Source organism: Streptomyces sp. R-07, assembly GCF_049913175.1.
Classification (GTDB): Bacteria; Actinomycetota; Actinomycetes; order Streptomycetales; family Streptomycetaceae; genus Streptomyces.
Map to the genome: position 1 here is coordinate 1,331,261 of NZ_CP183978.1, position 25,195 is coordinate 1,356,455.

The window sequence follows — 25,195 nt, forward strand, 5'->3', positions numbered from 1 at the left end:
TGCCCTGAACCCGGCTGTACGAGGAAGGCCCCCGGCTCCGTGCCGGGGGCCTTCCTCGTGCGTGCGGTTACGGGCGCCGGGCGCTGGTCACGCGGTACACGTCGTAGACGCCCTCGACGCCCCGCACGGCCTTCAGCACGTGCCCGAGGTGCTTCGGGTCGCCCATCTCGAAGGTGAAGCGCGAGGTGGCCACCCGGTCGCGGGAGGTCTGGACGGCCGCCGAGAGGATGTTGACGTGCTGGTCCGAGAGGACCCGGGTGACGTCCGAGAGGAGCCGGGAGCGGTCCAGGGCCTCGACCTGGATGGCGACGAGGAAGACCGAGGACTGGGTCGGGGCCCACTCGACCTCCAGGATCCGCTCCGGCTCGCGGGACAGCGAGTCCACGTTGACGCAGTCGCTGCGGTGGACGGAGACGCCGCTGCCACGGGTGACGAAGCCGATGATCGGGTCGCCTGGCACCGGGGTGCAGCAGCGGGCCAGCTTGACCCACACGTCCTCGACGCCCTTGACGACGACACCGGGGTCGGCGTTGGAGCGGCGCTTGGAGCGTCCCCGGCTCGGCGGGGCGACCTCCTCGATGTCCTCGGTGGCGGCCTCCTCGCCGCCGAGCGCCTGCACCAGCTTCTGCACGATGGACTGGGCGGTGACATGGCCCTCGCCGATCGCCGCGTACAGCGAGGAGATGTCGCTGTAGCGCATCTCGTGGGCGAGGGTGACGAGGGAGTCGCCGGTCAGGATCCGCTGGATCGGCAGGTTCTGCTTGCGCATGGCCCGCGCGATGGCGTCCTTGCCCTGCTCGATGGCCTCGTCGCGGCGCTCCTTGGAGAACCAGGCGCGGATCTTGTTGCGGGCGCGCGGGGACTTGACGAAGCCCAGCCAGTCGCGGGAGGGCCCGGCACCGGCGGCCTTGGAGGTGAAGACCTCGACCAGGTCGCCGTTGTCGAGGGTCGATTCGAGCGGCACGAGCCGCCCGTTGACGCGCGCCCCTATCGTGCGGTGGCCGACCTCGGTGTGGACCGCGTACGAGAAGTCGACGGGGGTGGCGCCGGCGGGCAGCGCGATGACGTCGCCCTTCGGCGTGAAGACGAAGACCTCGTTGCGGGAGAGGTCGAAGCGCAGGGACTCCAGGAACTCGCTGGGGTCCTCGGTCTCCTTCTGCCAGTCGAGGAGCTGGCGCAGCCACGCCATGTCGTTGAGGTGGTCGTCCTTGCCGGCCTTCTTCGGCACGTCGGCGCGCACCTTGGAGGCGCCGGCGACGGCCTCCTGCTTGTACTTCCAGTGCGCGGCGATGCCGTACTCGGCGCGCCGGTGCATGTCGAAGGTCCGGATCTGGAGCTCGACGGGCTTGCCGTTGGGTCCGATGACCGTCGTGTGCAGCGACTGGTACATGTTGAACTTCGGCATCGCGATGTAGTCCTTGAACCGGCCGGGGACCGGGTTCCATCGCGCGTGGACGGTGCCGAGGGCCGCGTAGCAGTCGCGGACGGTGTCCACGAGGACGCGGATGCCCACCAGGTCGTAGATCTCCGCGAAGTCACGGCCGCGGACGATCATCTTCTGGTAGACGCTGTAGTAGTGCTTGGGGCGACCGGTGACGGTGGCCTTGATCCGGGCGGCCCGCAGGTCGGCCTGGACCTCGTCGGTCACTATGGCGAGGTACTCGTCCCGCTTGGGGGCGCGCTCGGCGACGAGCCGGACGATCTCGTCGTACATCTTGGGGTAGAGGATCGCGAAGGCGAGGTCCTCCAGCTCCCACTTGATGGTGTTCATGCCCAGGCGATGGGCCAGGGGCGCGTAGATCTCGAGGGTCTCGCGGGCCTTCTTCTCCTGCTTCTCCCGCTTGAGGTAGCGCATGGTGCGCATGTTGTGCAGGCGGTCGGCGAGCTTGATGACCAGGACGCGCGGGTCCTTGGCCATGGCGACGACCATCTTGCGGACGGTCTCGGCCTGCGCGGCCTCGCCGAACCTGACCTTGTCGAGCTTGGTGACACCGTCGACGAGGAGGGTGACCTGGTCGCCGAAGTCGCGGCGCAGGTCCTCCAGGCCGTACTCGGTGTCCTCGACGGTGTCGTGGAGCAGCCCGGCCATCAGGGTCGCCGGGTCCATGCCGAGCTCGGCGAGGATGGTGGTGACGGCCAGCGGGTGCGTGATGTACGGGTCGCCGCTCTTGCGCTTCTGGCCGCGGTGCCAGCGCTCGGCGACCTGGTAGGCCCGCTCGACCTGGCGGAGCGTCGCCGTCTCGATCTTGGGGTCGTTGGAGCGGACGATCCGCAGCAGCGGTTCGAGGACCGGGTTGTACGGGGAGGAACGCTGGACGCCCAGCCGGGCGAGGCGCGCGCGGACGCGGTTGGACGAGCCGCCGGAGCGGGAGGGCGCGGGCCGCTCGGGGGCGGGGGGCGCGGGGGCCGGGGGCGCGGGGGCCGGGGCGGGCGCAGCAGGCGTGGGCCTGGTCTCCGCGGTCTTGTCCTGGGGCGTGCCGGTCCCCGGCGCGGCCTTTTCGGCCTTCGGGTCGGGCTGCGCGGCGGAGAGTGACTGGGCCTCGTCTGGCAAGAAGCGCTCCTCTGGGGTCCCCCCGGACGGAGTCTGGGGGAGGTTCCGGGTCCCCCGGACAGGCCCGGAAAGCCCATCGTATCGAGCCACGACCACAAGTGCTCACGCGCCCGGGTTTCGGACGGCTCCCGGGCGGGCAGCGCCGCGGGAGCCGGGGACGTTCCGGGGAACGCGAAGGGGCGCTCCGGGGATTCCCCGGAGCGCCCCGATCGGGGTGAACCCCGATGTCAGACCGTGATCAGCGCCGTGAGCGGCGCGTCGCCCAGGGCCGGCTCCAGCCGGGCGCGGCCCGGGAGGAAGCCGAGCTCCATGAGGACGGCGACGCCCGCGACCTCGGCGCCCGCGCGGCGGATCAGCTCGATGGAGGCCTCGGCCGTGCCGCCGGTGGCGAGGACGTCGTCGATGACCATGACGCGGTCGCCCGCGGCCAGGTCCTCGGCGTGCACCTCGATCTCGGCGGTGCCGTACTCCAGCTCGTACGCCTGGCGGAGCGTGGCCCCGGGGAGCTTGCCGGCCTTGCGGACCGGGATGAAGCCCAGGCCCGCGCGGACGGCCACCGGGGCGGCCAGGATGAAGCCGCGGGCCTCGAGGCCGACGATCTTCGTCGCGCCGTGCGCGGAGCACAGCGCGGCGAGGGCGTCGGTGAGCGCCGTGAACGCCGCCGGGTCCGCGAGCAGCGGCGTGATGTCCTTGAACAGCACGCCCGGCTTCGGGTAGTCGGGGACGTCACGGATGCGGCTGAGCAGGAGCCCGGTGACGTCCTGGGCCTCGGCGGTCATCCTCGGCGCTCCTGGGTGCCGCGACGGCCGACCCGGGGGCCCACGACGGCGGCCTCGGCGGACAGCTCGTCCGCCGCGTCCAGCTGCTCGCCCTTGGCGGCGGCGCTGGCGCGCTTGGCCAGGATGCGCTTCCTGAGCGCCTTGATCGAGGGCTCGCGCTCCTTCAGGTCCGCCACCAGCGGGGTGGCGATGAAGATCGAGGAGTACGCGCCCGCGGCGAGACCCACGAACAGCGACAGCGAGATGTCGTTGAGCATGCCGGCGCCGAGGACGCCGCCACCGATGAAGAGCAGGCCGGCGACCGGCAGCAGCGCGACGACGGTGGTGTTGATCGAACGGACCAGGGTGCCGTTGATCGAGCGGTTGGCCAGCTCGCTGTAGGTGAAGCGGGTCTGCTTCGTGATGTCCTTCGTCTGCTCCTTGAGGGAGTCGAAGACGACGACGGTGTCGTACAGCGAGTAGCCGAGGATCGTCAGCAGACCGATGACCGTACCCACGGTGACCTCGAAGCCGACCAGTGAGTAGATGCCCACCGTGATCGTGAGGTCGTGGATGAGGGCGACGAGTGCCGCGACCGCCATTCTCCACTCGAAGGCGATGGCCAGGTAGATCACCACGAGGATCATGAAGACCCCGAGGCCGGTCCAGGCCTTGGTGGCGATCTGCTCGCCCCAGCTGGGGCCGACGATCTCGGCCGCGATCTTGTCCTCGGGGACGTTCAGGTCCTTCGCGAGCTCCGCGCGGACCTGGTCGGACTTCGCGGTGTCCAGGCCGCCGACCTGGATGCGCAGGGCGCCGCTGCCGAGCTTCTGGACGATCGCGTCGTGGCCGGAGGCCTCTTCCGCGTAGTCCTGCGCCTGGCTGACGGAGACGTCCGACTTCGGGGTGGTGAAGACGGCACCGCCCTGGAACTCGATGCCCATGTTGAGGCCGCGGACGGCCAGGGCGACGATGGCGGTGATGGTGATCAGGATGGACAGGCCATACCAGATCTTGCGGTTGCCGATGAAGTCGTAACCGACCTCACCGCGGTGGAGCCGGGCGCCGAGATCGCCGAGCTTCGACATCTCACGCCTCCTTCGCGTCGACGGGGGCGTGGGCACGGCGGGTGCGGCGCAGCGGCGGCTTGGCGCCGAGCCGCTTCGGGTCCAGGCCGGACCAGGCGTGGCCGTTGCCGAAGAACTTGGTCCGCGCGAGGAGCGTCATGACCGGCTTGGTGAAGAGGAACACCACGACGATGTCGAGCAGGGTGGTCAGGCCGAGCGTGAACGCGAAGCCCTTGACCTTGCCGACGGTGACGATGAACAGCACGGCCGCGGCCAGGAACGACACGAAGTCGGAGACCAGGATGGTGCGGCGGGCGCGCGGCCAGGCGCGCTCGACGGCCGGGCGGAGCGTGCGGCCCTCGCGGAGCTCGTCGCGGATGCGCTCGAAGTAGACGATGAACGAGTCCGCGGTGATACCGATGGCGACGATGGCACCACAGACGGCCGGCAGGTTCAGCGCGAAGCCGATGGCCGGGCCGAGCAGGGCCATGAGCACGTAGGTGAGGAGCGCGGAGACGCCGAGGCTGAGGATGGCGATCAGCGACAGGCCGCGGTAGTAGGCGACCAGGTAGATGATGACCAGACCGAGACCGATGGCGCCGGCGATCATGCCGGCCTCCAGCTGGTCCCCGCCGAGCGCGGCGGTGACGGTGTCGACGCTCTGCGTCTGGAAGGCGAGCGGCAGGGCGCCGTAGGACAGGATGTTGCCGAGGTCCTGGGCGGACTGCTGGTTGAAGCTGCCGGAGATCTGGGCGCTGGCGCTCAGCGTGGTCTGGACGCGGGGCGCGGAGACGACCTCGCCGTCCAGGACGATCGCGAACTGGTTCTGCGGCTCGGTCTGCTGCGACAGCTTGCTGGTGATCGACTGGAACTTCTTCGAACCGCCGTCCGTGAACTCCATGTCCACGATCCACTGGCCGGTCCGCTGGTCCAGGCCGGCCCTGGCGTTGTCGACGTCCTTGCCGTCCACCTCGGCCGGGCCGAGGAGGTACTTCTCCCACTGGTCGCCGGCGTTCTTGCCGCAGGCCACGGTGGGCTCGGACGGCTTGACGCCCTGACCGGCGGCGGCGCGCGCCTTGGGGTCGAGGCAGTTCAGGGTGGCGAACTTCTGCTGCAGCGCCGCGGTGGCGGCGTCGGGCTTCGGGGTCTCCTGCGGAGTCCCGGTGGCCTTCGGCTTCGCGGACGAGCTCGCGGTGGGCGTGGGGCTCGGGGCCTTGAGGGCCTCGGTGAGCGCACGGCCCTGGGTGGAGGCGGTGGCCGTCGGGGTGGCCGACTTCTCACCCACCGTCGCACCGGAGGAGGACGGCTTCGGCGAGGCCGAGGGCTTGCCGGAGGGCGTGGCCGTCGGTGCCGTCTGCGGCGCGGCGGCCGCGACGGCGAGAACGGGCCGGAAGTAGAGCTGGGCGGTGGTGCCGACCTGCTCGCGGGCCTGCTTCTCGTTCGTCCCGCGAGGGATGTTGACGATGATGTTCTCGGCGCCCTGCGTCTGAACCTCGGCCTCGGAGACACCCAGACCGTTGACACGGCGCTCGATGATGCCGACCGCCGTGTTCATGTTGGTCTCGTTGACCGCCGACTCCTGGCCGGGATCGGCCTTCGCCTTCAGCGTGATCGACGTACCGCCGGCGAGGTCGATGCCGAGGCGCGGGGTGGTGTGCCCCGACCAGAACATCCCGCCGGTGAGCGCGACCATGGCGATCAGGATGAGTGCCAGGGCGCGGCCCGGACGGCTCTGTCCCCCCGCCGGCCTTCGGCCCTTCTTCGGTGCTGCCACCTGTCGTATCTCCCTGTCCAACCGCCTCACGCCGGGTATGCGTGAGACGGCCACGAAGTGTGTGTGGGGACCTGCCCCCGCAGACGTGGAACCGTTCCGGGGACCGCGCACGCCGGTGGGCGTACGCGCGGTCCCCGGCCGCGACTACTTCGCGTCGGTCTCGCCGTCGGCCTTGCCGTCCTTCTGACCCTCGGCCTCGGCCTCGGCCGCGTCCGACTTCTTCGTCAGGTCGGCCTTCGGCGCGTCCTCGACGGTCTCCGCGTCCTTGTCCGTGGCCTCGGCGGCCTCGGTCAGCGAGGAGGCGTCGTCCGGGACGACGGTGTCGGAGCCCGACTCCTCGTCGTCGCCGTGGACGATCCGGTTGTACTCGGAGTCCTCGAGGACCGCGCCGATCGAGTTCTTCGCGTAGACCGCGTGCACGCCGGGCGCGACCTCGAGGAGAACGGTCTCGTCGCCGATCTCCTTGACGGTGGCGTACATCCCCCCGATCGTCCGTACGCCGGTGCCGGGCTGCATCTCGTTGCGCATCTGCGCCGCCGCCTGCTGCTTCTTCTTGGCAGAGCGGGTCATCAGGAACATGGCCCCGATGAGGACGATGAAGGGGAGGAGGGTCACGATGCTCACGGGACGGGTTTCCTTCGCACGGTCGCGGAGAACCCGCGGCCTGATCTTCGGGGGTGGGCGCGCCGACCAGAAAGGGCGGCAACGGCGGAGTCTAGGCGAGTCCGCATCGATGGAACAACGTCCAGCATCGCACCGTCGTTCCTGTCCGGGCGAGTGTCAGCACCGTCACGCCCCGAAGAGCCCCTGTTGTCCGCTTCCTGTCGCGCCCGGGCCCGCTGCCTGCGGCGGAACGAGTCCGAGGTGGGTCCATGCCGCCGGAGTGGCGACCCGGCCACGGGGTGTGCGCGCCAGCAGACCTTCGCGTACGAGGAAGGGTTCGGCGACCTCCTCGACGGTCTCGCGCTCCTCCCCGACGGCGACCGCGAGGGTGGACAGACCGACCGGTCCGCCGCCGAAGAGCTTGAGCAGGGCCTCCAGGACCGCGCGGTCGAGCCGGTCGAGGCCGCGGCTGTCCACCTCGTACACGCTGAGGGCCGCCTCGGAGACCTCCCGGTTGATCACACCGTCGGCCCTGACCTGGGCGTAGTCGCGGACGCGGCGCAGCAGGCGGTTGGCGATGCGGGGCGTGCCGCGGGAGCGGCCGGCGATCTCGGCGGCGCCGGCGGGGTCGATCTCGACGTCGAGGAGTCCGGCGGAGCGGTGGATCACCCGCTGGAGTTCGGCCGGGTCGTAGAACTCCATGTGGGCGGTGAAGCCGAAGCGGTCGCGCAGCGGGGGCGGCAGGAGTCCGGCCCGGGTGGTGGCGCCGACCAGGGTGAAGGGCGGGAGCTCCAGCGGGATGGCGGTGGCGCCGGGGCCCTTGCCGACGATGACGTCGACGCGGAAGTCCTCCATCGCCATGTAGAGCATCTCCTCGGCGGGCCGGGACATGCGGTGGATCTCGTCGAGGAAGAGGATCTCGCCCTCCTGGAGGGAGGAGAGGATCGCGGCGAGGTCGCCGGCGTGCTGGATGGCGGGGCCGGAGGTGATGCGGATCGGGGCGTTCATCTCGGCCGCGATGATCATCGAAAGTGTGGTCTTGCCGAGGCCGGGGGCGCCGGAGAGCAGCACGTGGTCGGCGGTGGCACCGCGCTGGCGGGCGGCCTTGAGGACGAGGTCGAGCTGCTGGCGGACCTTCTCCTGGCCGACGAACTCGCTGAGGTCCTTGGGGCGCAGGGCCGCCTCGACGGCCTGGTCGTCCCCCTCGGCGGAGGCGCCGACGATGCGCGCGTCCGGCTCGGCGGAGCTGTCGTCGTCCCAGTTCACGGTGGTGTCTTCCTTCGTACGGGAGGTCAGCGGGCCCGGTTGAGGGTCTGCAGGGCGGCGCGGAGCAGCTGCGGCACGGGCGCGGTGCCGGTCTCGGCGAGGGCGGCCTCGGCCTGCGGGGTGACGGCGCTGACGGCCTCCTCGGCTTCGCGGCTCGCGTAGCCGAGGCCGATCAGGGCGGCGGACAGCTGCTCGGTCCACGGGGCGGGTCCGGCGGCCGCGGCGCGCTGGGCGCCGACGAGGCCGCTGCTGCCCAGCGGGGAGCCGAGCTTGTCCTTCAGTTCGAGGAGGAGTTTCTGTGCGCCCTTCTTGCCGATGCCGGGGACGGCGGTGAGGGCCTTCTCGTCGCCGGTGGAGACGGCGAGGCGGAGCGCGTCGGGGCTGTGCACCCCGAGCATGGCCTGGGCGAGGCGGGGGCCGACGCCGCTGGCGGTCTGGAGGAGCTCGAAGACCTGCCGCTCGTCGTCGTCCGCGAAGCCGTAGAGGGTGAGGGAGTCCTCGCGGACGACGAGGGAGGTGGCGAGCCGGGCGTGCTCACCGAGGCGCAGGCCGGCGATGGTGTTCGGGGTGCACTGGACGGCCATGCCCACTCCCCCGACCTCGACGACGGCGGTCGTGGGGGCGAGGGCGGCGACCGGGCCGCTCACGAAGGCGATCATCGGGTTCGGCCTTTCAGCGCGGTGACGGGCCGGGCAGCTGCGTGCTGGGCGACGGCCTGTTGCAGACGGTTCTGGGCGGGGGCCCGCCAGATGTGGCAGATGGCGAGGGCGAGGGCGTCGGCGGCGTCGGCCGGCTTGGGCGGGGCGGAGAGCCGGAGGAGCCGGGTCACCATGGCCCCGACCTGGGCCTTGTCGGCGCGGCCGCTGCCGGTGACGGCGGCCTTGACCTCGCTGGGGGTGTGCAGGGCGACGGGGATGCCGCGCCGGGAGGCGCAGAGCATGGCGACCGCGCTGGCCTGGGCGGTGCCCATCACCGTGCGCACGTTGTGCTGGCTGAACACCCGCTCCACGGCGACGAGTTCGGGTGAGAAGCGGTCGAGCCACTCCTCGATGCCGCGCTCGATGCCGACCAGGCGCACGCCGATGTCGGCGTCCGCGGCCGTGCGCACCACGCCGACTCCGAGCATGGTCAGGGGCCGGCCGGCGACGCCCTCGACGACGCCGACGCCGCACCGGGTCAGTCCGGGGTCCACCCCGAGTACGCGCACGCCGCCCCCTCCCCCTCTTTGCGGCTAAACCGCCGCCGCTCTCGCGGAGGTGGCACTCGCCGTCGTGGTTCCTCAATGCATGGTTGCGGCCCCAGGCTAATCGGCGCCTCTGACAACGACGGCGGGCCGACGGGGTGTGTCCCGTCGGCCCGCTGCTGGGAGAGACCGCGATCAGGCGTCGACCTTCTCCATGACCTCGTCGCTGACGTCGAAGTTGGCGAAGACGTTCTGCACGTCGTCGCTGTCCTCCAGGGCGTCGATCAGCTTGAACATCTTGCGCGCGCCCTCCTCGTCGAGCTCGACCTGCATGGTCGGGACGAAGCTGGACTCGGCCGAGTCGTAGTCGATGCCGGCCGCCTGGAGGGCGGTGCGGACCGCGACCAGGTCGGTGGCCTCGCTGATGATCTCGAAGGACTCACCGAGGTCGTTGACCTCCTCGGCGCCGGCTTCGAGCACCGACTCCAGGACGTCGTCCTCGGACAGCTCACCCTTGGGGAGGACGACGACGCCCTTGCGGTTGAACAGGTACGAGACCGAGCCCGGGTCGGCCATGGAGCCGCCGTTGCGGGTCATGGCGACGCGCACGTCGGAGGCGGCGCGGTTGCGGTTGTCGGTGAGGCACTCGATGAGCACCGCGACACCGTTCGGACCGTAGCCCTCGTACATGATCGTGGCGTAGTCGACGCCGCCGGCCTCGAGGCCGCCGCCGCGCTTCACCGCGGAGTCGATGTTCTTGTTCGGGACCGAGCTCTTCTTCGCCTTCTGGATGGCGTCGTAGAGCGTCGGGTTGCCGTCCGGGTCGGAGCCACCGGTCCGGGCCGCGACCTCGATGTTCTTGATCAGCTTCGCGAAGAGCTTGCCGCGCTTGGCGTCGATCACGGCCTTCTTGTGCTTCGTCGTAGCCCATTTAGAGTGGCCGGACATCTGCCTGTCTCCTTCGCGTAACCAACTTCTTGAACGAACCCCAGAGATCCTACCGGGATCGTGTCACCGTTCCGCGCGCACCATGTCCACGAAGAGTTCGTGGATGCGGTGGTCGCCGGTGAGCTCGGGGTGGAAGGAGGTCGCGAGGGCCCGGCCCTGCCGGACGGCGACGATGTGGCCCTCGTGCTCGGCGATGATCTCGACCTCGGCGCCGACGGACTCCACCCACGGGGCGCGGATGAAGACGCCCTCGACGGGAGTGTCGATCCCCGCCACGGTCACACCGGCCTCGAAGGACTCGTTCTGTCGCCCGAAGGCGTTGCGGCGGACGATCATGTCGATGCCGCCGAAGGTCTCCTGGCCCGAGCGCGGGTCGAGGATCTTGTCGGCGAGCATGATCAGGCCGGCGCAGGTGCCGTACACGGGCATGCCGCCCGCGATCCGCTCACGCAGCGGCTCCATCAGGCCGAAGAGCACGGCCAGCTTGGAGATGGTGGTGGACTCGCCACCGGGGATGACCAGGCCGTCGACCTCGGCGAGCTCCTCGGGACGCCGGACCGGCCTGGCCACGGCGTCCGCCGAGGCCAGGGCGATCAGGTGCTCCCGTACGTCGCCCTGGAGGGCCAGGACACCGATTACGGGCGTGCTCATGGGTGCTTACCAGCCCCGGTTCGCGTAGCGCTCGGACTCGGGGAGGGTGTCGCAGTTGATGCCGACCATGGCCTCGCCCAGGTTGCGGGAGGCATCCGCGATGATCTTCGGGTCGTCGTAGAAGGTGGTGGCCTTCACGATGGCGGCGGCGCGCTTGGCCGGGTCGCCCGACTTGAAGATGCCGGAGCCGACGAAGACGCCCTCGGCACCGAGCTGGCGCATGAGCGCGGCGTCGGCGGGGGTGGCGACGCCACCGGCGGAGAACAGCACGACCGGCAGCTTGCCGAGCTCGGCGACCTCCTTGACGAGCTCGTACGGCGCGCGCAGCTCCTTGGCGGCGGCGAACAGCTCGTTGTTGTCGAAGCCGCGCAGCTTGGCGATCTCATTCTTGATCTGGCGCAGGTGACGGACGGCCTCGACGACGTTGCCGGTGCCGGCCTCGCCCTTGGAGCGGATCATGGCCGCGCCCTCGGCGATGCGGCGCAGGGCCTCGCCCAGGTTGGTGGCGCCACAGACGAAGGGGGTCGTGAAGGCCCACTTGTCGGAGTGGTTGACCTCATCGGCCGGGGTCAGGACCTCGGACTCGTCGATGTAGTCGACGCCGAGGGACTGCAGGACCTGGGCCTCGACGAAGTGGCCGATGCGGGACTTGGCCATGACCGGGATGGAGACCGCGCCGATGATCTCTTCGATCATGTTCGGGTCGGACATGCGGGCCACGCCGCCGTCCTTGCGGATGTCCGCGGGGACCCGCTCCAGGGCCATGACGGCCACGGCGCCGGCGTCCTCGGCGATCTTCGCCTGCTCGGCGTTGACCACGTCCATGATCACGCCGCCCTTGAGCTGCTCGGCCATGCCGCGCTTCACGCGCGCGGTGCCGGTCTCGGGGGACTGGAAGGTGGTGGAAGGCGTGGTGGACACGGATACCTCACTCGTGACAACAGGGGTTGACGACAAGACTGAGGAAACAGTCCACTCGCGGTCCGCATCAAGGGCCAATGTGGACCCGGTGGATCGTTTTCCCAGGTTACGAGGCGTCAGGCCGGGCGATCGGCAAGGGCCACGGGCGGCTCGTCGTCCATTTCGAAGGCCAGCGGGAACGGCGCGTGGCCGGCGAGCCGGAACCAGCGGACCTTGCGGTGGCGGCGCAGGGCGCGGGCGGCCCGTACGGCGTCGTTGTGGAAGCGGCGGGCCATCGGGACCCGGCGGACGGCCTGCGCGAGCTCCCCCGCGGCCTCCTCGCCGCCGGGCGCCTCCCGTACGAGTTCCACCTGCTCGGGCTCGCCGAAGACCGCCCGCAGCGCCTGGCTCAGCTCGCTCTCGGCGACCTCCCGCTGGTCCTCCTCGGCCTGCCGGGCCGCGTGCGCGGCCTCGTACAGCACGATCGAGGCGGCCGGGTCGAGGATGCCCGAGGTGGCGAGCTCCTGGGTGACCGAGGCCCGGCGCAGCAGCTGCGCGTCCAGGGCGGCGCGGGCGGCGTCGATGCGCGAGTGCAGCCGGTCGAGCCGCCCGGCGGTCCAGCTCAGATAGACGCCGATGAAGATCAGCGCGACGACGGTCCAGATCAGGGTTTCGGTCACGGGCGCACAGGCTACCGGGGCGGCGACGGCCCACTGAGCCCCGTCCGTTGTGGGCATACGTCCCGCCGGGGCGATGGACGGCGCCCCTTGCCCGCACCACCCGCGCCCCGACCCGCACCCCTTGGTGCGGCGCGCGGGTGGTGCGGGTCCAGGCTCGGAAGACGGAGGCGCCGCCAAGGGCGCCGTCCCGTGTGCCCACCCGTCCCGCCCCAGCGGGACGACTGCCCACACGGGGGGCGGGCGTTCGCGTCCGGCCGGGGGCCGGGGTCCTACAGGCCCAGTCGGGCTCGAAGGCCGCCCACGCGTTCGTCCGTGTCCACCGCCGCCGCCCCGTCCGTCACCGTCTCGTACACCGCGAGGATGTCCGCGCCCACCGTCGACCAGTCGAAGCGCCGTACATGCGCCGAGCCCCGCGCGCTCAGTTCCGCGCGGCGCGGCGCGTCGCCGAGGAGCGCGATCGCCGCGTCCGCGAGCGCGTCCGCGTCCTCGTTGGCGAAGAGCTCGCCGGCCGCCCCCTGGTCGAGGACCTGGGCGAAGGCGTCCAGGTCGGAGGCGAGGACCGCCGCGCCGGCCGAGAGCGCCTCGACGAGGATGATGCCGAAGCTCTCGCCGCCGGTGTTGGGCGCCACGTACACGTCGACGCTGCGCAGCAGCCGCGCCTTGTCCTCGTCGCTGACCATGCCGAGGAACTGCACCCGGGAGCGCATCTCGGCCGGCAGCGAGGCCACCGCCTCCTCCTCGTCCCCGCGCCCGGCGACCAGGAGCCGCGCCCCCGGCCGCTCGGTGAGGATCTTGGGGAGGGCCCGCATGAGGACGGGCAGGCCCTTGCGGGGTTCGTCGATGCGGCCGATGAAGCCGAGGGTCTCGCCCTGCCACTCCTCCTTCGGCTTGGCGCGGGCGAAGAAGTCCACGTCGACGCCGTTGGGGATGACGACGGCGTCGCCGCCGAGGTGCTCGACGAGGGTGCGCCTCGCGTACTCGCTGACCGCGATGCGGGCGCTGATCTTCTCCAGGGCGGGCTGGAGGATCGGATAGGCGGCGAGCATGGCCCGCGAGCGCGGGTTCGAGGTGTGGAAGGTGGCCACGATCGGCCCCTGCGCCGCCCAGCAGGTGAGGAGCCCGAGGGAGGGCGAGGTCGGCTCGTGGATGTGGACGACGTCGAAGGTGCCGTCGTGCAGCCAGCGGCGTACGCGCGCGGCGGAGAGGAAGCCGAAGCTGAGCCGGGCCACCGAGCCGTTGTACGACACGGGCACGGCCCGGCCCGCGGAGACGACGTACGGCGGCAGCGGGGTCTCGTCGTCGGCGGGCGCGAGGACGGAGACCTCGTGGCCGAGCCGGATCAGGTGCTCGGCGAGGTCGCGGATGTGGAACTGGACGCCGCCCGGCACGTCCCAGGAGTACGGGCAGACGATCCCGATCTTCACGCGCCCGGCCCCTCCCGCTCGTCCAGGTCGGCGAGCCACAGTCGTTGCAGCATGTGCCAGTCCTCCGGGTGGTCCGCGATGCCGCCGGCGAAGGCGTCGGCGAGTTCCTGTGTCATGAGGGACGTCTTCTCGGCCCGCGTACCTGATTCGGGTACGTCGACGGGCGGGTGGATCCGCCCCTTCATGACCGTCGTGTCGTCGTACCAGAGGGTCACCGGCAGCAGCAGCGCGCCGGTCTGCTGGGCGAGGATCGCCGGACCCGCCGGCATCCGTGCCGTGTCCCCGAAGAACGTGACCTCGGTGCCGGAGGCCGACAGGTCGCGGTCGGCGACGAGGCAGACCAGGCCGCCGGCCCGCAGCCGCCGCGCGAGGGTCCCGAAGGCGGAGCCGCCGGTGTGCGGCAGGACCTCCATGCCGAGGGACTCGCGGTAGGCGACGAACCGGTCGTACAGCGTCTCCGGCTTGAGCCGCTCCGCGACCGTCGTGAACGGCACGCCGACCGAGCGGGTCACCCACACGCCCGCGAGGTCCCAGTTGGCCAGGTGCGGCAGGGCGAGGATGACGCCGCGCCCGGAGGCGAGGCCCTCCTCCAGGTAGTGGCGGTCCTTGATGTCGATGGACCGCTCGACCCGCTCCTTGCTCCAGGTCGGCAGCCGGAAGGACTCCATCCAGTACCGCATGTACGAGCGCATGCCGGCCTGCGAGAGCTCGGCGAGCCGCTCGGGCGTGGCGTCCGGCACCACGCGCGCGAGGTTGGACTCCAGTCGCAGCACGCTCTTGCCGCGCCGCTTCCACGCGAAGTCGGCGATCCGCCGGCCGAGGCCCGTGGCCACCGGCTCCGGCAGCTTCTTCACGGTCGCCCAGCCGGCGCCGTACAGCCCGTCGCTGAGCCGCTCCTTCAGGGTGCTCACGTGGCTGCCCCGCCGCTCCCGGCCGCCGCGGCGGCGTCCGCCTCGGCCGATTCCCGGCGTACGGTCACGACGCGCTGGCCCAGCGTCACGGCGCTGCCGACGGCCACGATCCACAGGGCGATCGGGAGCAGGACCTCGATCCCGGGCACCCCGAACTTGTGGAGTCCGGCGAGGCCGGCGGCGACCAGCGAGATCACCAGGCGCTCGGCGCGCTCGATCAGGCCGTTCACGGCGACGGGCAGGCCAATCGATTCGCCACGGGCCTTCGTGTACGAGACGACCTGGCCGCTCGCCAGGCAGAAGATCGCCACGGCGCACAGGATGTTGTCGTCGCCCTTGCCGGCGTACCAGAGCGCGAAGCCGCCGAAGATCGCTCCGTCGGCGACCCGGTCGAGCGTCGAGTCGAGGAAGGCCCCCCACCGGCTGGAGATCCCCGCCTGCCGCGCCATGTTGCCGTCGACGAGGTCGGAGAAGACGAAGAGGGTGATGACGATCGTGCCCCAGAAGAATTCTCCGCGGGGGAAGAAGACCAGCGCACCGGCCATCACCCCCGCCGTGCCGATGAGCGTGACCGCGTCGGGGCTGACGCCCCGGCGGAGCAGAAACGCGGCGAACGGTGTGAGGACACGCGTGAAAAAGGCACGCGCGTACTTGTTCAGCATGGCCTTCCCGAGGTTCGGTGGGCCGCGCGGCCCCTACGACCACCGGCTCACCCATCGTAGCCACGAGCGTCCCGGCACACCGGAGGGCACCCGCCCCGCCGCGTCGGCGTCCCGCTCACGGTCCTCCCCGGGGGCTCCGCGGTGTACGACGTATGGACGCGTCCTGGCGTCGGTGCAAAGCTCGAAGGACCACCGCGGGCACCGCAGGAGCCGTACCGCGACACACCACTCCCCCGCGCCCGCGTCCCGCCGCATGCGAGCAGTCGGGAGGAACACATCATGGGTGACAAGGCGAAGACGCCCGCCGGAGCCGCCGGCAGGGCTCCTACGGCCGACCGGCCCTCGGCCGTGCGGAACGTGGTGCTGGTCGGCCACAGCGGATCGGGCAAGACGACCCTCGTCGAGGCGCTCGCGCAGACCGCCGGGGCGGTCAACCGGGCCGGGCGGGTCGAGGACGGCGGCACCGTCTCCGACTACGACGAGATCGAGCACCGCCAGCAGCGGTCCGTACAGCTGTCCCTCGTCCCGGTCGGCTGGGACGGATACAAGATCAATCTCCTCGACACCCCCGGGTACGCCGACTTCGTCGGGGAGCTGAGGGCCGGTCTGCGCGCGGCGGACGCGGCCCTGTTCGTCGTCTCGGCCGCCCAGGAGGCCGACGCCGTCGCCGCCTCCACCCGGATGATCTGGGAGGAGTGCGCCGCCGTCGGCATGCCCCGCGCCATCGTCGTCACCCACCTCGACACCGCCCGCACCGGCTTCGACGAGCTCACCGCCGTCTGCGCCGGGCTCTTCGGCCGTGACGACCCCGACGCCGTCCTCCCCCTCTACCTGCCGGTGCGCGGCGCCGAGGGCGCCGACGGGCACGCGCCCGCCACCGGCCTGGTCGGCCTGCTCTCGGAGCGGATCTTCGACTACTCCTCGGGGGTACGGCGGGAGAACCCGCCCGACGAGACGCAGCGGGAGCTCATCGCGGAGGCCCGTGCCCGGCTCATCGAGGGGATCATCGCCGAGAGCGAGGACGAGACCCTCATGGACCGCTACCTCGGCGGCGAGGAGATCGACGTGAAGACCCTCGTCGACGACCTGGAGAAGGCCGTCGCCCGGGGAGCCTTCCACCCGGTGCTCGCGGCCGCCCCCGCCGCCGACGGCGGGACGCAGGGCCTCGGCACCCTCGAACTCCTGGAGCTGATCACCGGCGGCTTCCCCTCCCCCCTGGAGCACGAGGCGCCCGCCGTCACCACCCCCGACGGACGCTCCCGGCCCCCGGTCACCTGCGACCCCGAGGGGCCGCTGGTCGCCGAGGTCGTCAAGACGGCCGCCGACCCCTACGTGGGACGGATCTCCCTGGTCCGGGTCTTCTCCGGCACGCTGCGCCCCGACGAGACCGTGCACGTGTCCGGCCACGGCCTCGCCGACCGGGCCCACGACGGCCAGGAGCTCCACGAGGCGGACGAGCGGATCGGCGGGCTCACCTCCCCCTTCGGCCGGCAGCAGCGCCCGCTCGCGGAGTGCATCGCGGGCGACCTCGCCTGCGTCGCCCGGCTCGGCCACGCCGAGACCGGCGACACCGTCTCCGCCAAGGACGATCCGCTCCTGATGGAGCCGTGGTCCATGCCGGAGCCGCTGCTGCCGCTGGCCGTCCAGGCCCACGGCAAGGCCGACGAGGACCGGCTCTCGCAGGGCCTCGCCCGGCTCGTCGCCGAGGACCCGACCCTGCGGCTCGAACAGAACCAGGACACCCGTCAGGTGGTGCTGTGGTGCCTGGGCGAGGCCCACCAGGACGTCGCCCTGGAGCGGCTGCGCGGCCGGTACGGCGTGCAGGTCGACGCCGTGCCGTACAAGGTGGCGCTGCGGGAGACCTTCGGCGGCACCTCCTCGGGACGGGGCCGGCACGTCAAGCAGTCCGGCGGCCACGGCCAGTACGCCATCTGCGAGATCGACGTGGAGCCGCTGCCGCCGGGCAGTGGGATCGAGTTCGTCGACAAGGTGGTCGGCGGTGCCGTACCGCGCCAGTTCGTCCCCTCCGTCGAGAAGGGGGTACGGGCGCAGGCCGCGCGCGGGCTCGCCACCGGCCATCCGCTCGTCGACATCCGGGTCACCCTGCGGGACGGCAAGGCCCACTCGGTGGACTCCTCCGACGCGGCCTTCCAGACGGCCGGGGCGCTGGCGCTGCGCGAGGCGGCCGCCGACGTGTCCGTCCACCTCCTGGAGCCGGTCGCCCAGGTCGAGGTCCTCGTCCCCGACGAGTACGTCGGCCCGGTCATGAGCGACCTGTCGGGGCGGCGCGGCCGCGTCGTCGGCACCGACCAGGCCGGTCCTGGACGGACCGTGGTCAAGGCCGAGGTGCCGGAGATCGAGATCGGACGGTACGCGATCGACCTGCGCTCGATCTCGCACGGCACGGGACGGTTCGACCGCACGTACGCCCGGCACGAACCGATGCCGCCGCACCTGGCGGAGAAGATCCGCGAACAGGCTGAAAAGGGCTCCTAGTTGGCGGAGGGACAGGGGCCCGTGTCCGCCCGGCGCGTGCCGGGCGGACGGCATTCGGCCGTGGTTGTCCACAGGCAGTGACGCATCCGCCGGTACCCGGTTACGCTGTGGTGCCCAGCTCAGAAGGTGTGCGGGGCGCGGCAGTTGGGAACAGCCCGCACAGGTACTCGCGCGCGATGGGGGCGGCAGTGTCGATCAACGGTTTCGGACCCGGGGCACAGATCCCGCTCCAGAACGCGGGAGGCGGTACGGGCGCGACGAACGCGCTCGCCTCCGCCGCGTACCGGGACAGCCCTCTGAAGACGATCCAGGACGCGGACAACGACCTCTACAAGACCACGGTCAAGGAAGGGAAGTGGGGGCTCTTCAGCCCCGACCTCGGCGAGGCCTTCTCCCGCGCGGTCCAGGTCCGCATGCTCGGCGGTGCCCGCAAGGCACTGATCCAGTCCTTCGGGGCCGAGCCGCAGCCGGTCGTCGAGCACTGCCTGGCCGCCACCCACCTCCGCAGGCAGCGCGACATCAAGCTGACCCTGGTCACCTTCTTCTTCGGCGTCCTCTTCCTGCCCGGCCTGCTGCTCTGGCTCGGCGTCATCCAGCTCCGCCGCCTCGTCGCCGGCTCCGAGAACAAGCGCCACAACGCCGTCGGCACCGCCCTCCTCTGGGCCGCCGGGATCTTCGCCGCGCTCGTCCTGATCAGGCTGCCCTTCGACGGGATCCTGCCGAACTACCTGCGCGCGATGGTCGTCGCCCCGGTCGTCGGCTGGTTCCTCGCGAGCCGGATCTGCCTGAACGCCGCCGTCGACCTGCGCGAGCGCTGGAGCGGCCTGCTCGGCGGCGGCGGGATCGGCCCCCACGTCCCCAAGTCCGTCCCCCAGGACCCGGGCGAGAAGTCCGCCGAGGCGCTCCGGGTCAGCCTGGAGAAGCTCTCCGCCGAGCAGCAGTCCAACATCGTGTTCTACGCCGGCACCAAGGGGATCCTCGGCCTGGGCACCCGCTGGGGCAGCTGGACGCTCGCCGAGGAGCTGGTCCCGCAGCCCGGCCGGGAGCTGCACGCCTTCCGCGCCTGGGACGTCATCCGCAGGATCCACGACGAGCTGTCGCTCCTGGAGCGCGGCTCCCTGAAGACCGGCTTCCCCAAGCCGACCGTCAAGCACTGGATCGTCTCCCCGGTCGGTGAGGGCGCCGACGAGGTCACCCGCCCCGAGGGCGACAACATCGTCCACTACCAGGTCAAGCCGCACGAGATACAGCGCATCTGCAACGACCAGCAGTTCGGCGCGGGCAACCGCCACTACCTCGGCGTGCAGTTCACGCTCTGGGACGGGAACCTCGTCCTCACCATGATGGTCACCGTCACCTCGCTCCACCACACGCTCCGGATCGAGGTCACCGGCCACGCGCTCGGCCCCGTCCACAGCCTCTTCACCACGAAGCCGAAGGCGAAGACGAAGGAGGTCGCCAAGACCGTCCGCTTCTGGGAGACGAAGGAGATCCAGCAGCCGCTGCTGCAGACCAACGACATCGTCCGGCTCGCGGTGCGCGCCCCGCTCACCTGGTATCCGCCGGTCCTGGAGTTCCTCGGCGGCAAGATGTCCCTGCCCGAGCCGTTCGGTCTGCGGCACGTGTGGGCCGGGCCGCTCTGGAAGAACCGCTTCATGGCCGACGACGCCATCCGCATGGCCACGCCCGTCCTCCGGGCCGTCCACACCGCGACGCTCAAGGTGCTCGACGAGCACAACGTGGACACGGAGCGCTTCACGAACCGCTCGCTGTTCCTCAGCGGTGGCGTCCAGGACCCGGGCCCGAAGAAGGCCGACGTCTACGACGCCTGACCGGGTCGCCCACGGCGCGCGGATGCTCGAACGCCCGACCGGGTCGCCCACGGAGGTTCAGACGGCTGGACCCGGGTCGCACGCGACCCGGGTCCCCGCGCGCTCAGCGGTTCAGAGAGTGGCCGGCCACGCGTCGGCCAGCATCTTCCGGGTGTCGGCCAGCAGCTGGGGCAGCACCTTGGTGTGCCCCACGACCGGCATGAAGTTCGTGTCCCCGCCCCAGCGCGGCACCACGTGCTGGTGCAGATGCGCGGCGATGCCGGCGCCCGCGACGGCGCCCTGGTTCATGCCGATGTTGAAGCCGTGCGCACCGGACGCCGCCCGCAGCGCGACCATCGCGCGCTTGGTGAAGGCGGCGAGCTCGACCGTCTCCGCCTCGTCCAGGTCGGTGTAGTCGGCGACGTGACGGTACGGGACGACCATCAGGTGACCGCCGTTGTACGGGTAGAGGTTGAGCACCGCGTACACACCCTGGCCGCGCGCGATCACCAGACCGTCCTCGTCCGACTTCGACGGGATCACGCAGAACGGACAACCGTCCTCGGACCCCGGCCCGGTCGGCTTGTTCTCGCCCTGGATGTACGCCATCCGGTGGGGCGTCCACAGGCGCTGGAACGCGTCCCGCGTCCCCACTCCGATCTGCTGCTCCGGCTCAGTCGTCATGCTGAGCAGCATATTGCGTCGTCCGTTCGGAACGTGTCGCCGGGGCGGAAGATCCATGCAGCGGCCATGCTGATCCGATGAGAGACAGGCCGCTGATCCCGCCCGCGCTGGAACGCTGGGACCGCCGGATGGAGACCCCGCTGACGGTGACAGCCCTGGTCTTCCTCGCCGCCTACGCGGTGCGGATCCTGGCCCATGATCTGTCCGGGGCCATGCGCGACCTGTGCCTCGCGCTGACCTACGCCGCCTGGGCGATCTTCATCGTGGACTATGTCGTACGGGTCAGGCTGAGCGGTCTCGGTCTGCTCCGCTTCGTCCGCCACCACTTCCTCGACACGGTGGTGGTGATTCTGCCGCTGCTGCGCCCGCTCCGGGTGGTGAGCGTCTACGACCACGTGCAGCGCCGCCGTGACAAGCCCCGGCTCACGCTCTACGCCCGGGTCATGGCGTACGCGGGAATGACGGCGAGCCTGCTCGGCTTCGCGGGAGCGCTGACCGTCTACCACTTCGAGTACGACGCCCCCGGCGCGACGATCCGCACCTTCGGGGACGCGGTGTGGTGGGCGTGCGCGACGCTGTCGACGGTGGGATACGGCGACGTGACCCCGGTGACGCCGATGGGCCGCCTCACGGCGGTGGGCCTGATGGGCGTCGGTCTGGCCCTGCTCGGCGCGGTGACGGGTTCCTTCTCGTCCTGGCTGATCCAGGCGTTCACCCGGGAGGACGAGAGGGGGGACGGCGAGAGGCCCCCGGGGGACTCCCCGGGGGCCTCCTGAACGGCTCAGGTCATCAGACCTGGACGCGGTCCTCGACGACCTTGGCGAGCTTGGCGATCGCCTCGTCGACGGGGATGCCGTTCTCCTGCGAACCGTCGCGGTAGCGGAAGGAGACGGCGCCGGCGGCCATGTCCTCGTCACCCGCGATGATCATGAACGGGACCTTCTGCTTCTGCGCGTTCCGGATCTTCTTCTGCATCCGGTCCGAGGAGGAGTCGACGTCCACCCGCAGGCCCTGCTTCTTCGCCTTGGCGGCGAACTCGTGCAGGTAGTCGACGTGCGCGTCACCGATCGGGATGCCGGTCGCCTGGACCGGGGCCAGCCACGGCGGCATGGCGCCCGCGTAGTGCTCCAGGAGCACGGCGAAGAAGCGCTCGATCGAGCCGAACAGCGCGCGGTGGATCATGACCGGGCGCTGCTTGGTGCCGTCCGGCGCGGTGTACTCCAGGTCGAAGCGCTCCGGCAGGTTGAAGTCGAGCTGCACGGTCGACATCTGCCAGGTGCGGCCGATGGCGTCCCGCGCCTGCACCGAGATCTTCGGGCCGTAGAAGGCGGCGCCGCCCGGGTCGGGGGTCAGCGGGAGGCCCTGCTTCTCGGCGACCTGCTGGAGGACCGCGGTGGCCTCCTCCCACACCTCGTCGGAGCCGACGAACTTCTCCGGGTCCTTGGTCGACAGCTCCAGGTAGAAGTCGTTCAGACCGTAGTCGCGGAGCAGGTTGAGGACGAAGGTGAGGGTCTTGTCCAGCTCCTCCGCCATCTGCTCGCGGGTGCAGTAGATGTGCGCGTCGTCCTGGGTGAAGCCGCGGGCCCGGGTCAGACCGTGGACGACGCCGGACTTCTCGTACCGGTACACGGTGCCGAACTCGAACAGGCGCAGCGGCAGCTCACGGTAGGAGCGCCCGCGCGCGTCGAAGATCAGGTTGTGCATCGGGCAGTTCATGGGCTTGAGGTAGTAGTCCACGCCCTCGTCGAGCTGCATGGGGGGGTACATGCCCTCGGCGTACCAGTCCAGGTGGCCGGACTTCTCGAACAGCTTGCCCTTGGTGGCGTGCGGCGAGTAGACGAACTCGTAGCCCTCCTCCTCGTGGCGCTTGCGCGAGTAGTCCTCCATGACCCGGCGGATGATGCCGCCCTTGGGGTGGAAGACCGCGAGGCCGGAGCCGATCTCGTCCGGGACGGAGAAGAGGTCGAGCTCGTTGCCCAGCTTGCGGTGGTCGCGCTTCTCGGCCTCGGCGAGGAAGTCGAGGTGCGCCTTCAGCTCGTCCTTCGACGGCCAGGCGGTGCCGTAGATGCGCTGGAGCATGGGGTTCTTCTCGCTGCCGCGCCAGTAGGCGGCCGCGTTGCGCATCAGCTTGAACGCCGGGATGTTCCGGGTGGTCGGCAGGTGGGGACCGCGGCAGAGGTCCTTCCAGCACAGCTCGCCGGTCTTGGCGTCGAGGTTGTCGTAGATGGTCAGCTCGCCGCCGCCCACCTCGACGTTCGCGCCGTCGTCGGTCGACGCGGAGCCCTTGATGCCGATGAGCTCCAGCTTGTACGGCTCGTCCGCGAGCTCCTCGCGGGCGGCCTCGTCGGTCACCACGCGGCGGGCGAAGCGCTGGCCGCGCTTCTGGATCTCCTGCATCTTCTTCTCGATGACCTTGAGGTCCTCGGGAGTGAAGGGCTTCTCGACGTCGAAGTCGTAGTAGAAGCCGTCCCGGACCGGCGGGCCGATGCCCAGCTTGGCCTCGGGGAAGAGCTCCTGCACGGCCTGGGCCATGACGTGGGCGGTGGAGTGGCGCAGGATGTCGAGACCGTCCGGGGAGGAGATCTCGACGCCCTCGACGACATCGCCGTCGGCGAGCTCGTACGACAGGTCCTTCAGCTCGCCGCCCACGCGGGCGGCGATGACGGTGCGGTCGTCGGCGAACAGGGCGCCGGCGGTGGTGCCCGCGCTCACCGCCCTCTCCTCTGCCTCGGAGGCGGACTGGACGGTCACACGGACTTCAGACACGGGTGTTCTTCTTCCTTCGGGGCGCTGGCAGACACGAGGTGCCGGCGTCGGCGGTGCGCAACAGAGACGAGGTGCCGCGCACCGCTGATGTTACCGAGCCGTCCGCGCCCACCGCGAAACGGTTTCCCCCGGCCCCCGTGTCTCGCCGCTGCCTCCGGCCCCGGCCCCCTCACTCCTCGTCCGGTCCGCACGCCTCCTCGAAGAAGTCGAGGTTCTCGTGGAGGGCCTTCAGCAGGCGGTCCCGTTCCGTCTCGTCGACCTGCACGGGGACGACGCCGGAGGCGTCGGTGAGGCGTCGGAAGCCGCCACGGCTCTCCAGCCGGCCCACGACCCTGATCGGGAGACCGACGAGGTGGGCGTGGCCGGCCGTGCGGTACGCCTCCTCGTCGAGGGCGACCCGGACGTGCGGGACCTCCGCGCCGCCGAGCACCCGGAGCCGGACGATCCCCTCGCCGCGCGGCCCGGAGCGGCGCATGCGGACGACGGCGCCGGTGAGCCGGACCGGCACGGAGGGCTCGTCGGTCAGGTAGCGGGCGCTCGCCTCCCGCAGCGCGGGCAGGTCACCGGGTGAGAACTCGACCGGTTCGGGCCGGGCGGCGCACCCCTCGGGCGCGCCGGCGGCCGGGGCCCACTCCAGGGCGATGCGGGCGCCCTCGGTGCCCCGGACGAGGGCGACGAGCGCCTCGGTGAGCTCGCGGCTGACGCCCGCCTCGACGGCGGTGTCGAAGGCCTCCATGCCGCCGGTGGCCCGCTGGTAGTCCGTGGCCTCGCGGGCCGCGTGGAGCGCGTGGTAGAGCCGGACGGCGATCGGGCGGCCCGGGTCGACCGGCAGGAAGGCGGTGAGGCCGCGCCCGCCGGGCGCCGCGCCGACGACGACGGTCTCCAGGGACGCCTGGGCGCCGCGCCGGTGCCGGGCGCCGTAGTAGCCGGCCCGGCCGCGCACGGCGAGGGCGCCGGCGAGCAGCAGCTGCCGGGCGGCGGACCTGAGCTGCTCCTGCACGGTCCAGGGGACGATGCCGGCCGGGCCCGGGGGCACGTCGCGCCACCAGCGGATCTCGTCGCTGGGTACGGAGAGGCCGGTGAGGACCTCGCGGGCGGAGGGCGTGGCGCTGCGGGCGAGGGCGGTGAGCGCCTCGCCGAGCAGGTCCTCGCAGTCCGGGAAGGCGCGGCTCTCCGGGACGAGGAGGCTCGTGCCGGTGCCGGTGCCGGGCGGGGTCCAGCGGCTGTAGCGGCCGACGGCGCCGCCGCGGCGCCGCCAGCCGTGGCGGGCGAGCAGGGCGCCGAGGACCCGCGGGTCGACCCTGCCCGGGTCGGGCGTGCCCTGGGTGTCGGCCCAGGGTCCGATGGGCGGGGCGGGGATGCCGGTCCAGGGTCCGGGGGTCTCGCCGGGTGCCGGATGGGGCCGGTAGGGCGGGGGGACGGGGCCGCGCCCGGCCCCGTCCCCCTCGTCCCCGAACCCGGGTTCGTCGATCGGTCGGTGCATCAAGGTCTCCCTCCCACGCCGACCCGGGTCATGATCTCGCAGAGCGCCCGGTCGTCGAAGATCCGTGTCGTCGGGATGCGCACGGTGGTCCGGCGCCGCCCCGTGACCGGGTGTCCGGCCAGGTTGGTCCAGTAGCAGCAGTGCCGCAGGTCGAGCCGGTCGTGGCTCGCTCTCAGCCAGTCCTCCTGCGACCTCGGGGCGAGCATCACGACCAGGATCTTGTGCACGGACACCGGCGTCCGGGCGAGTTTCACCAGGTGGTCGTTGTCGAGGGTGAAGGAGAAGGCGCTCCCCGGGGGGCGCGGCGGTATCTGGTAGGTGCACTTGAGCTGCACCTTGATGGTCACTTCGTCGTCGACGGTGTGCCCGGGAGCGCTGTGGCTCACGTGCCAGTCGATGCCGTTGTCCGGAAAGGGCTGGGACAGCGAGCAGCCGGCCGCGGCGGCGACGGCGTGCAGGTATCCCACCTGAAGGGTCTCCATGCAGGCGGTGGTGGCGAGTGAGCCGCGCGTCGGTGCCACCCGCTGGGGCGGCAGCCCTCCCGACTCGGGCTGGGCGAGCGCCATGTCGTTTTCCT

The 25,195-nt window shown here is 71.4% G+C and carries 22 protein-coding genes; 3 read left to right on the top strand and 19 right to left on the bottom strand.

Annotation, left to right across the window (positions count from 1 at the left end):
• Positions 1-67: 67 nt before the first annotated feature.
• The 15 genes from ACN9M0_RS05895 to pgsA all read right to left on the bottom strand — a co-directional run bounded on the left by ACN9M0_RS05895 (position 68) and on the right by pgsA (position 15,378).
• A complete protein-coding gene (locus ACN9M0_RS05895; protein ID WP_399697589.1) occupies positions 68-2,551 on the bottom strand; it encodes a RelA/SpoT family protein in 2,484 nt (827 codons plus the stop codon).
• A 227-nt stretch (positions 2,552-2,778) separates the two neighbouring features.
• Positions 2,779-3,330, bottom strand: coding sequence for an adenine phosphoribosyltransferase (locus ACN9M0_RS05900; protein WP_366041787.1), 552 nt, complete (start codon positions 3,328-3,330; stop codon positions 2,779-2,781).
• Positions 3,327-4,397 (bottom strand): protein translocase subunit SecF, encoded by a 1,071-nt coding sequence (secF, locus tag ACN9M0_RS05905; RefSeq protein ID WP_366041786.1) that lies wholly within the window; start codon positions 4,395-4,397, stop codon positions 3,327-3,329. Before secF ends, ACN9M0_RS05900 begins: the two co-directional genes overlap by 4 nt.
• A gap of 1 nt (position 4,398) precedes the next feature.
• The gene (secD, locus tag ACN9M0_RS05910) at positions 4,399-6,150 is read right to left on the bottom strand and encodes a protein translocase subunit SecD (RefSeq protein ID WP_366041785.1); all 1,752 of its coding nucleotides are present in this window, start codon (positions 6,148-6,150) and stop codon (positions 4,399-4,401) included.
• Positions 6,151-6,294: 144 nt separating this feature from the next.
• On the bottom strand, positions 6,295-6,774 hold the full coding sequence (yajC, locus tag ACN9M0_RS05915) for a preprotein translocase subunit YajC (RefSeq protein WP_366041784.1): 480 nt from the start codon (positions 6,772-6,774) through the stop codon (positions 6,295-6,297).
• Between the two features lie 165 nt (positions 6,775-6,939).
• On the bottom strand, positions 6,940-8,019 hold the full coding sequence (ruvB, locus tag ACN9M0_RS05920; RefSeq protein WP_366041783.1) for a Holliday junction branch migration DNA helicase RuvB: 1,080 nt from the start codon (positions 8,017-8,019) through the stop codon (positions 6,940-6,942).
• Positions 8,020-8,045: 26 nt separating this feature from the next.
• Positions 8,046-8,678 carry a Holliday junction branch migration protein RuvA gene (ruvA, locus tag ACN9M0_RS05925; protein WP_366041782.1) on the bottom strand — a complete coding sequence of 211 codons (633 nt, stop codon included), beginning with the start codon at positions 8,676-8,678 and terminating at the stop codon, positions 8,046-8,048.
• On the bottom strand, positions 8,675-9,226 hold the full coding sequence (gene ruvC, locus ACN9M0_RS05930; RefSeq protein WP_189804416.1) for a crossover junction endodeoxyribonuclease RuvC: 552 nt from the start codon (positions 9,224-9,226) through the stop codon (positions 8,675-8,677). The genes ruvA and ruvC overlap by 4 nt, the downstream gene beginning before the upstream one ends.
• Before the next feature lie 171 nt (positions 9,227-9,397).
• On the bottom strand, positions 9,398-10,150 hold the full coding sequence (locus ACN9M0_RS05935; protein ID WP_366041781.1) for a YebC/PmpR family DNA-binding transcriptional regulator: 753 nt from the start codon (positions 10,148-10,150) through the stop codon (positions 9,398-9,400).
• 63 nt (positions 10,151-10,213) lie between these two features.
• A complete protein-coding gene (gene pdxT, locus ACN9M0_RS05940) occupies positions 10,214-10,801 on the bottom strand; it encodes a pyridoxal 5'-phosphate synthase glutaminase subunit PdxT (protein ID WP_366041780.1) in 588 nt (195 codons plus the stop codon).
• Positions 10,802-10,807: 6 nt separating this feature from the next.
• Entirely contained in the window at positions 10,808-11,722 is a 915-nt protein-coding gene (pdxS, locus tag ACN9M0_RS05945; RefSeq protein WP_056649994.1) for a pyridoxal 5'-phosphate synthase lyase subunit PdxS, read from the bottom strand.
• Positions 11,723-11,838: 116 nt separating this feature from the next.
• The gene (locus ACN9M0_RS05950; RefSeq protein ID WP_366041779.1) at positions 11,839-12,381 is read right to left on the bottom strand and encodes a hypothetical protein; all 543 of its coding nucleotides are present in this window, start codon (positions 12,379-12,381) and stop codon (positions 11,839-11,841) included.
• A 269-nt stretch (positions 12,382-12,650) separates the two neighbouring features.
• Complete coding sequence (locus ACN9M0_RS05955; RefSeq protein ID WP_366042667.1) at positions 12,651-13,805, bottom strand: glycosyltransferase family 4 protein; 1,155 nt, start codon at positions 13,803-13,805, stop codon at positions 12,651-12,653.
• The gene (locus ACN9M0_RS05960; RefSeq protein WP_366042668.1) at positions 13,802-14,716 is read right to left on the bottom strand and encodes a phosphatidylinositol mannoside acyltransferase; all 915 of its coding nucleotides are present in this window, start codon (positions 14,714-14,716) and stop codon (positions 13,802-13,804) included. Before ACN9M0_RS05960 ends, ACN9M0_RS05955 begins: the two co-directional genes overlap by 4 nt.
• Entirely contained in the window at positions 14,713-15,378 is a 666-nt protein-coding gene (gene pgsA / locus ACN9M0_RS05965) for a phosphatidylinositol phosphate synthase (protein WP_366042669.1), read from the bottom strand. The genes ACN9M0_RS05960 and pgsA overlap by 4 nt, the downstream gene beginning before the upstream one ends.
• 279 nt (positions 15,379-15,657) lie before the next feature.
• On the opposite strand from pgsA, the gene ACN9M0_RS05970 reads away from it, so the two are divergent.
• Both ACN9M0_RS05970 and ACN9M0_RS05975 read left to right on the top strand, forming a co-directional pair.
• Entirely contained in the window at positions 15,658-17,874 is a 2,217-nt protein-coding gene (locus tag ACN9M0_RS05970; protein ID WP_366042670.1) for an elongation factor G-like protein EF-G2, read from the top strand.
• 176 nt (positions 17,875-18,050) lie between these two features.
• Positions 18,051-19,706 (top strand): hypothetical protein, encoded by a 1,656-nt coding sequence (locus ACN9M0_RS05975; RefSeq protein ID WP_366042671.1) that lies wholly within the window; start codon positions 18,051-18,053, stop codon positions 19,704-19,706.
• A gap of 111 nt (positions 19,707-19,817) precedes the next feature.
• Here the strand turns inward: ACN9M0_RS05975 and ACN9M0_RS05980 are convergent, their stop codons facing one another.
• Positions 19,818-20,381, bottom strand: coding sequence for an HIT family protein (locus ACN9M0_RS05980; protein WP_366042672.1), 564 nt, complete (start codon positions 20,379-20,381; stop codon positions 19,818-19,820).
• A gap of 65 nt (positions 20,382-20,446) precedes the next feature.
• Here ACN9M0_RS05980 and ACN9M0_RS05985 point away from each other — a divergent pair, with 65 nt between their 5' ends.
• Positions 20,447-21,145: a potassium channel family protein gene (locus ACN9M0_RS05985; protein WP_366042673.1), complete on the top strand. Its 699-nt coding sequence runs from the start codon at positions 20,447-20,449 to the stop codon at positions 21,143-21,145.
• Positions 21,146-21,158: 13 nt separating this feature from the next.
• Here ACN9M0_RS05985 and thrS read toward each other — a convergent pair whose 3' ends face one another.
• From thrS to ACN9M0_RS06000, 3 genes are all read right to left on the bottom strand, one after another.
• On the bottom strand, positions 21,159-23,135 hold the full coding sequence (thrS, locus tag ACN9M0_RS05990; protein ID WP_366042674.1) for a threonine--tRNA ligase: 1,977 nt from the start codon (positions 23,133-23,135) through the stop codon (positions 21,159-21,161).
• Between the two features lie 169 nt (positions 23,136-23,304).
• Positions 23,305-24,618: a hypothetical protein gene (locus ACN9M0_RS05995; RefSeq protein ID WP_426403239.1), complete on the bottom strand. Its 1,314-nt coding sequence runs from the start codon at positions 24,616-24,618 to the stop codon at positions 23,305-23,307.
• A complete protein-coding gene (locus ACN9M0_RS06000; protein WP_366042676.1) occupies positions 24,618-25,184 on the bottom strand; it encodes a DUF4365 domain-containing protein in 567 nt (188 codons plus the stop codon). Before ACN9M0_RS06000 ends, ACN9M0_RS05995 begins: the two co-directional genes overlap by 1 nt.
• Positions 25,185-25,195: the final 11 nt, after the last annotated feature.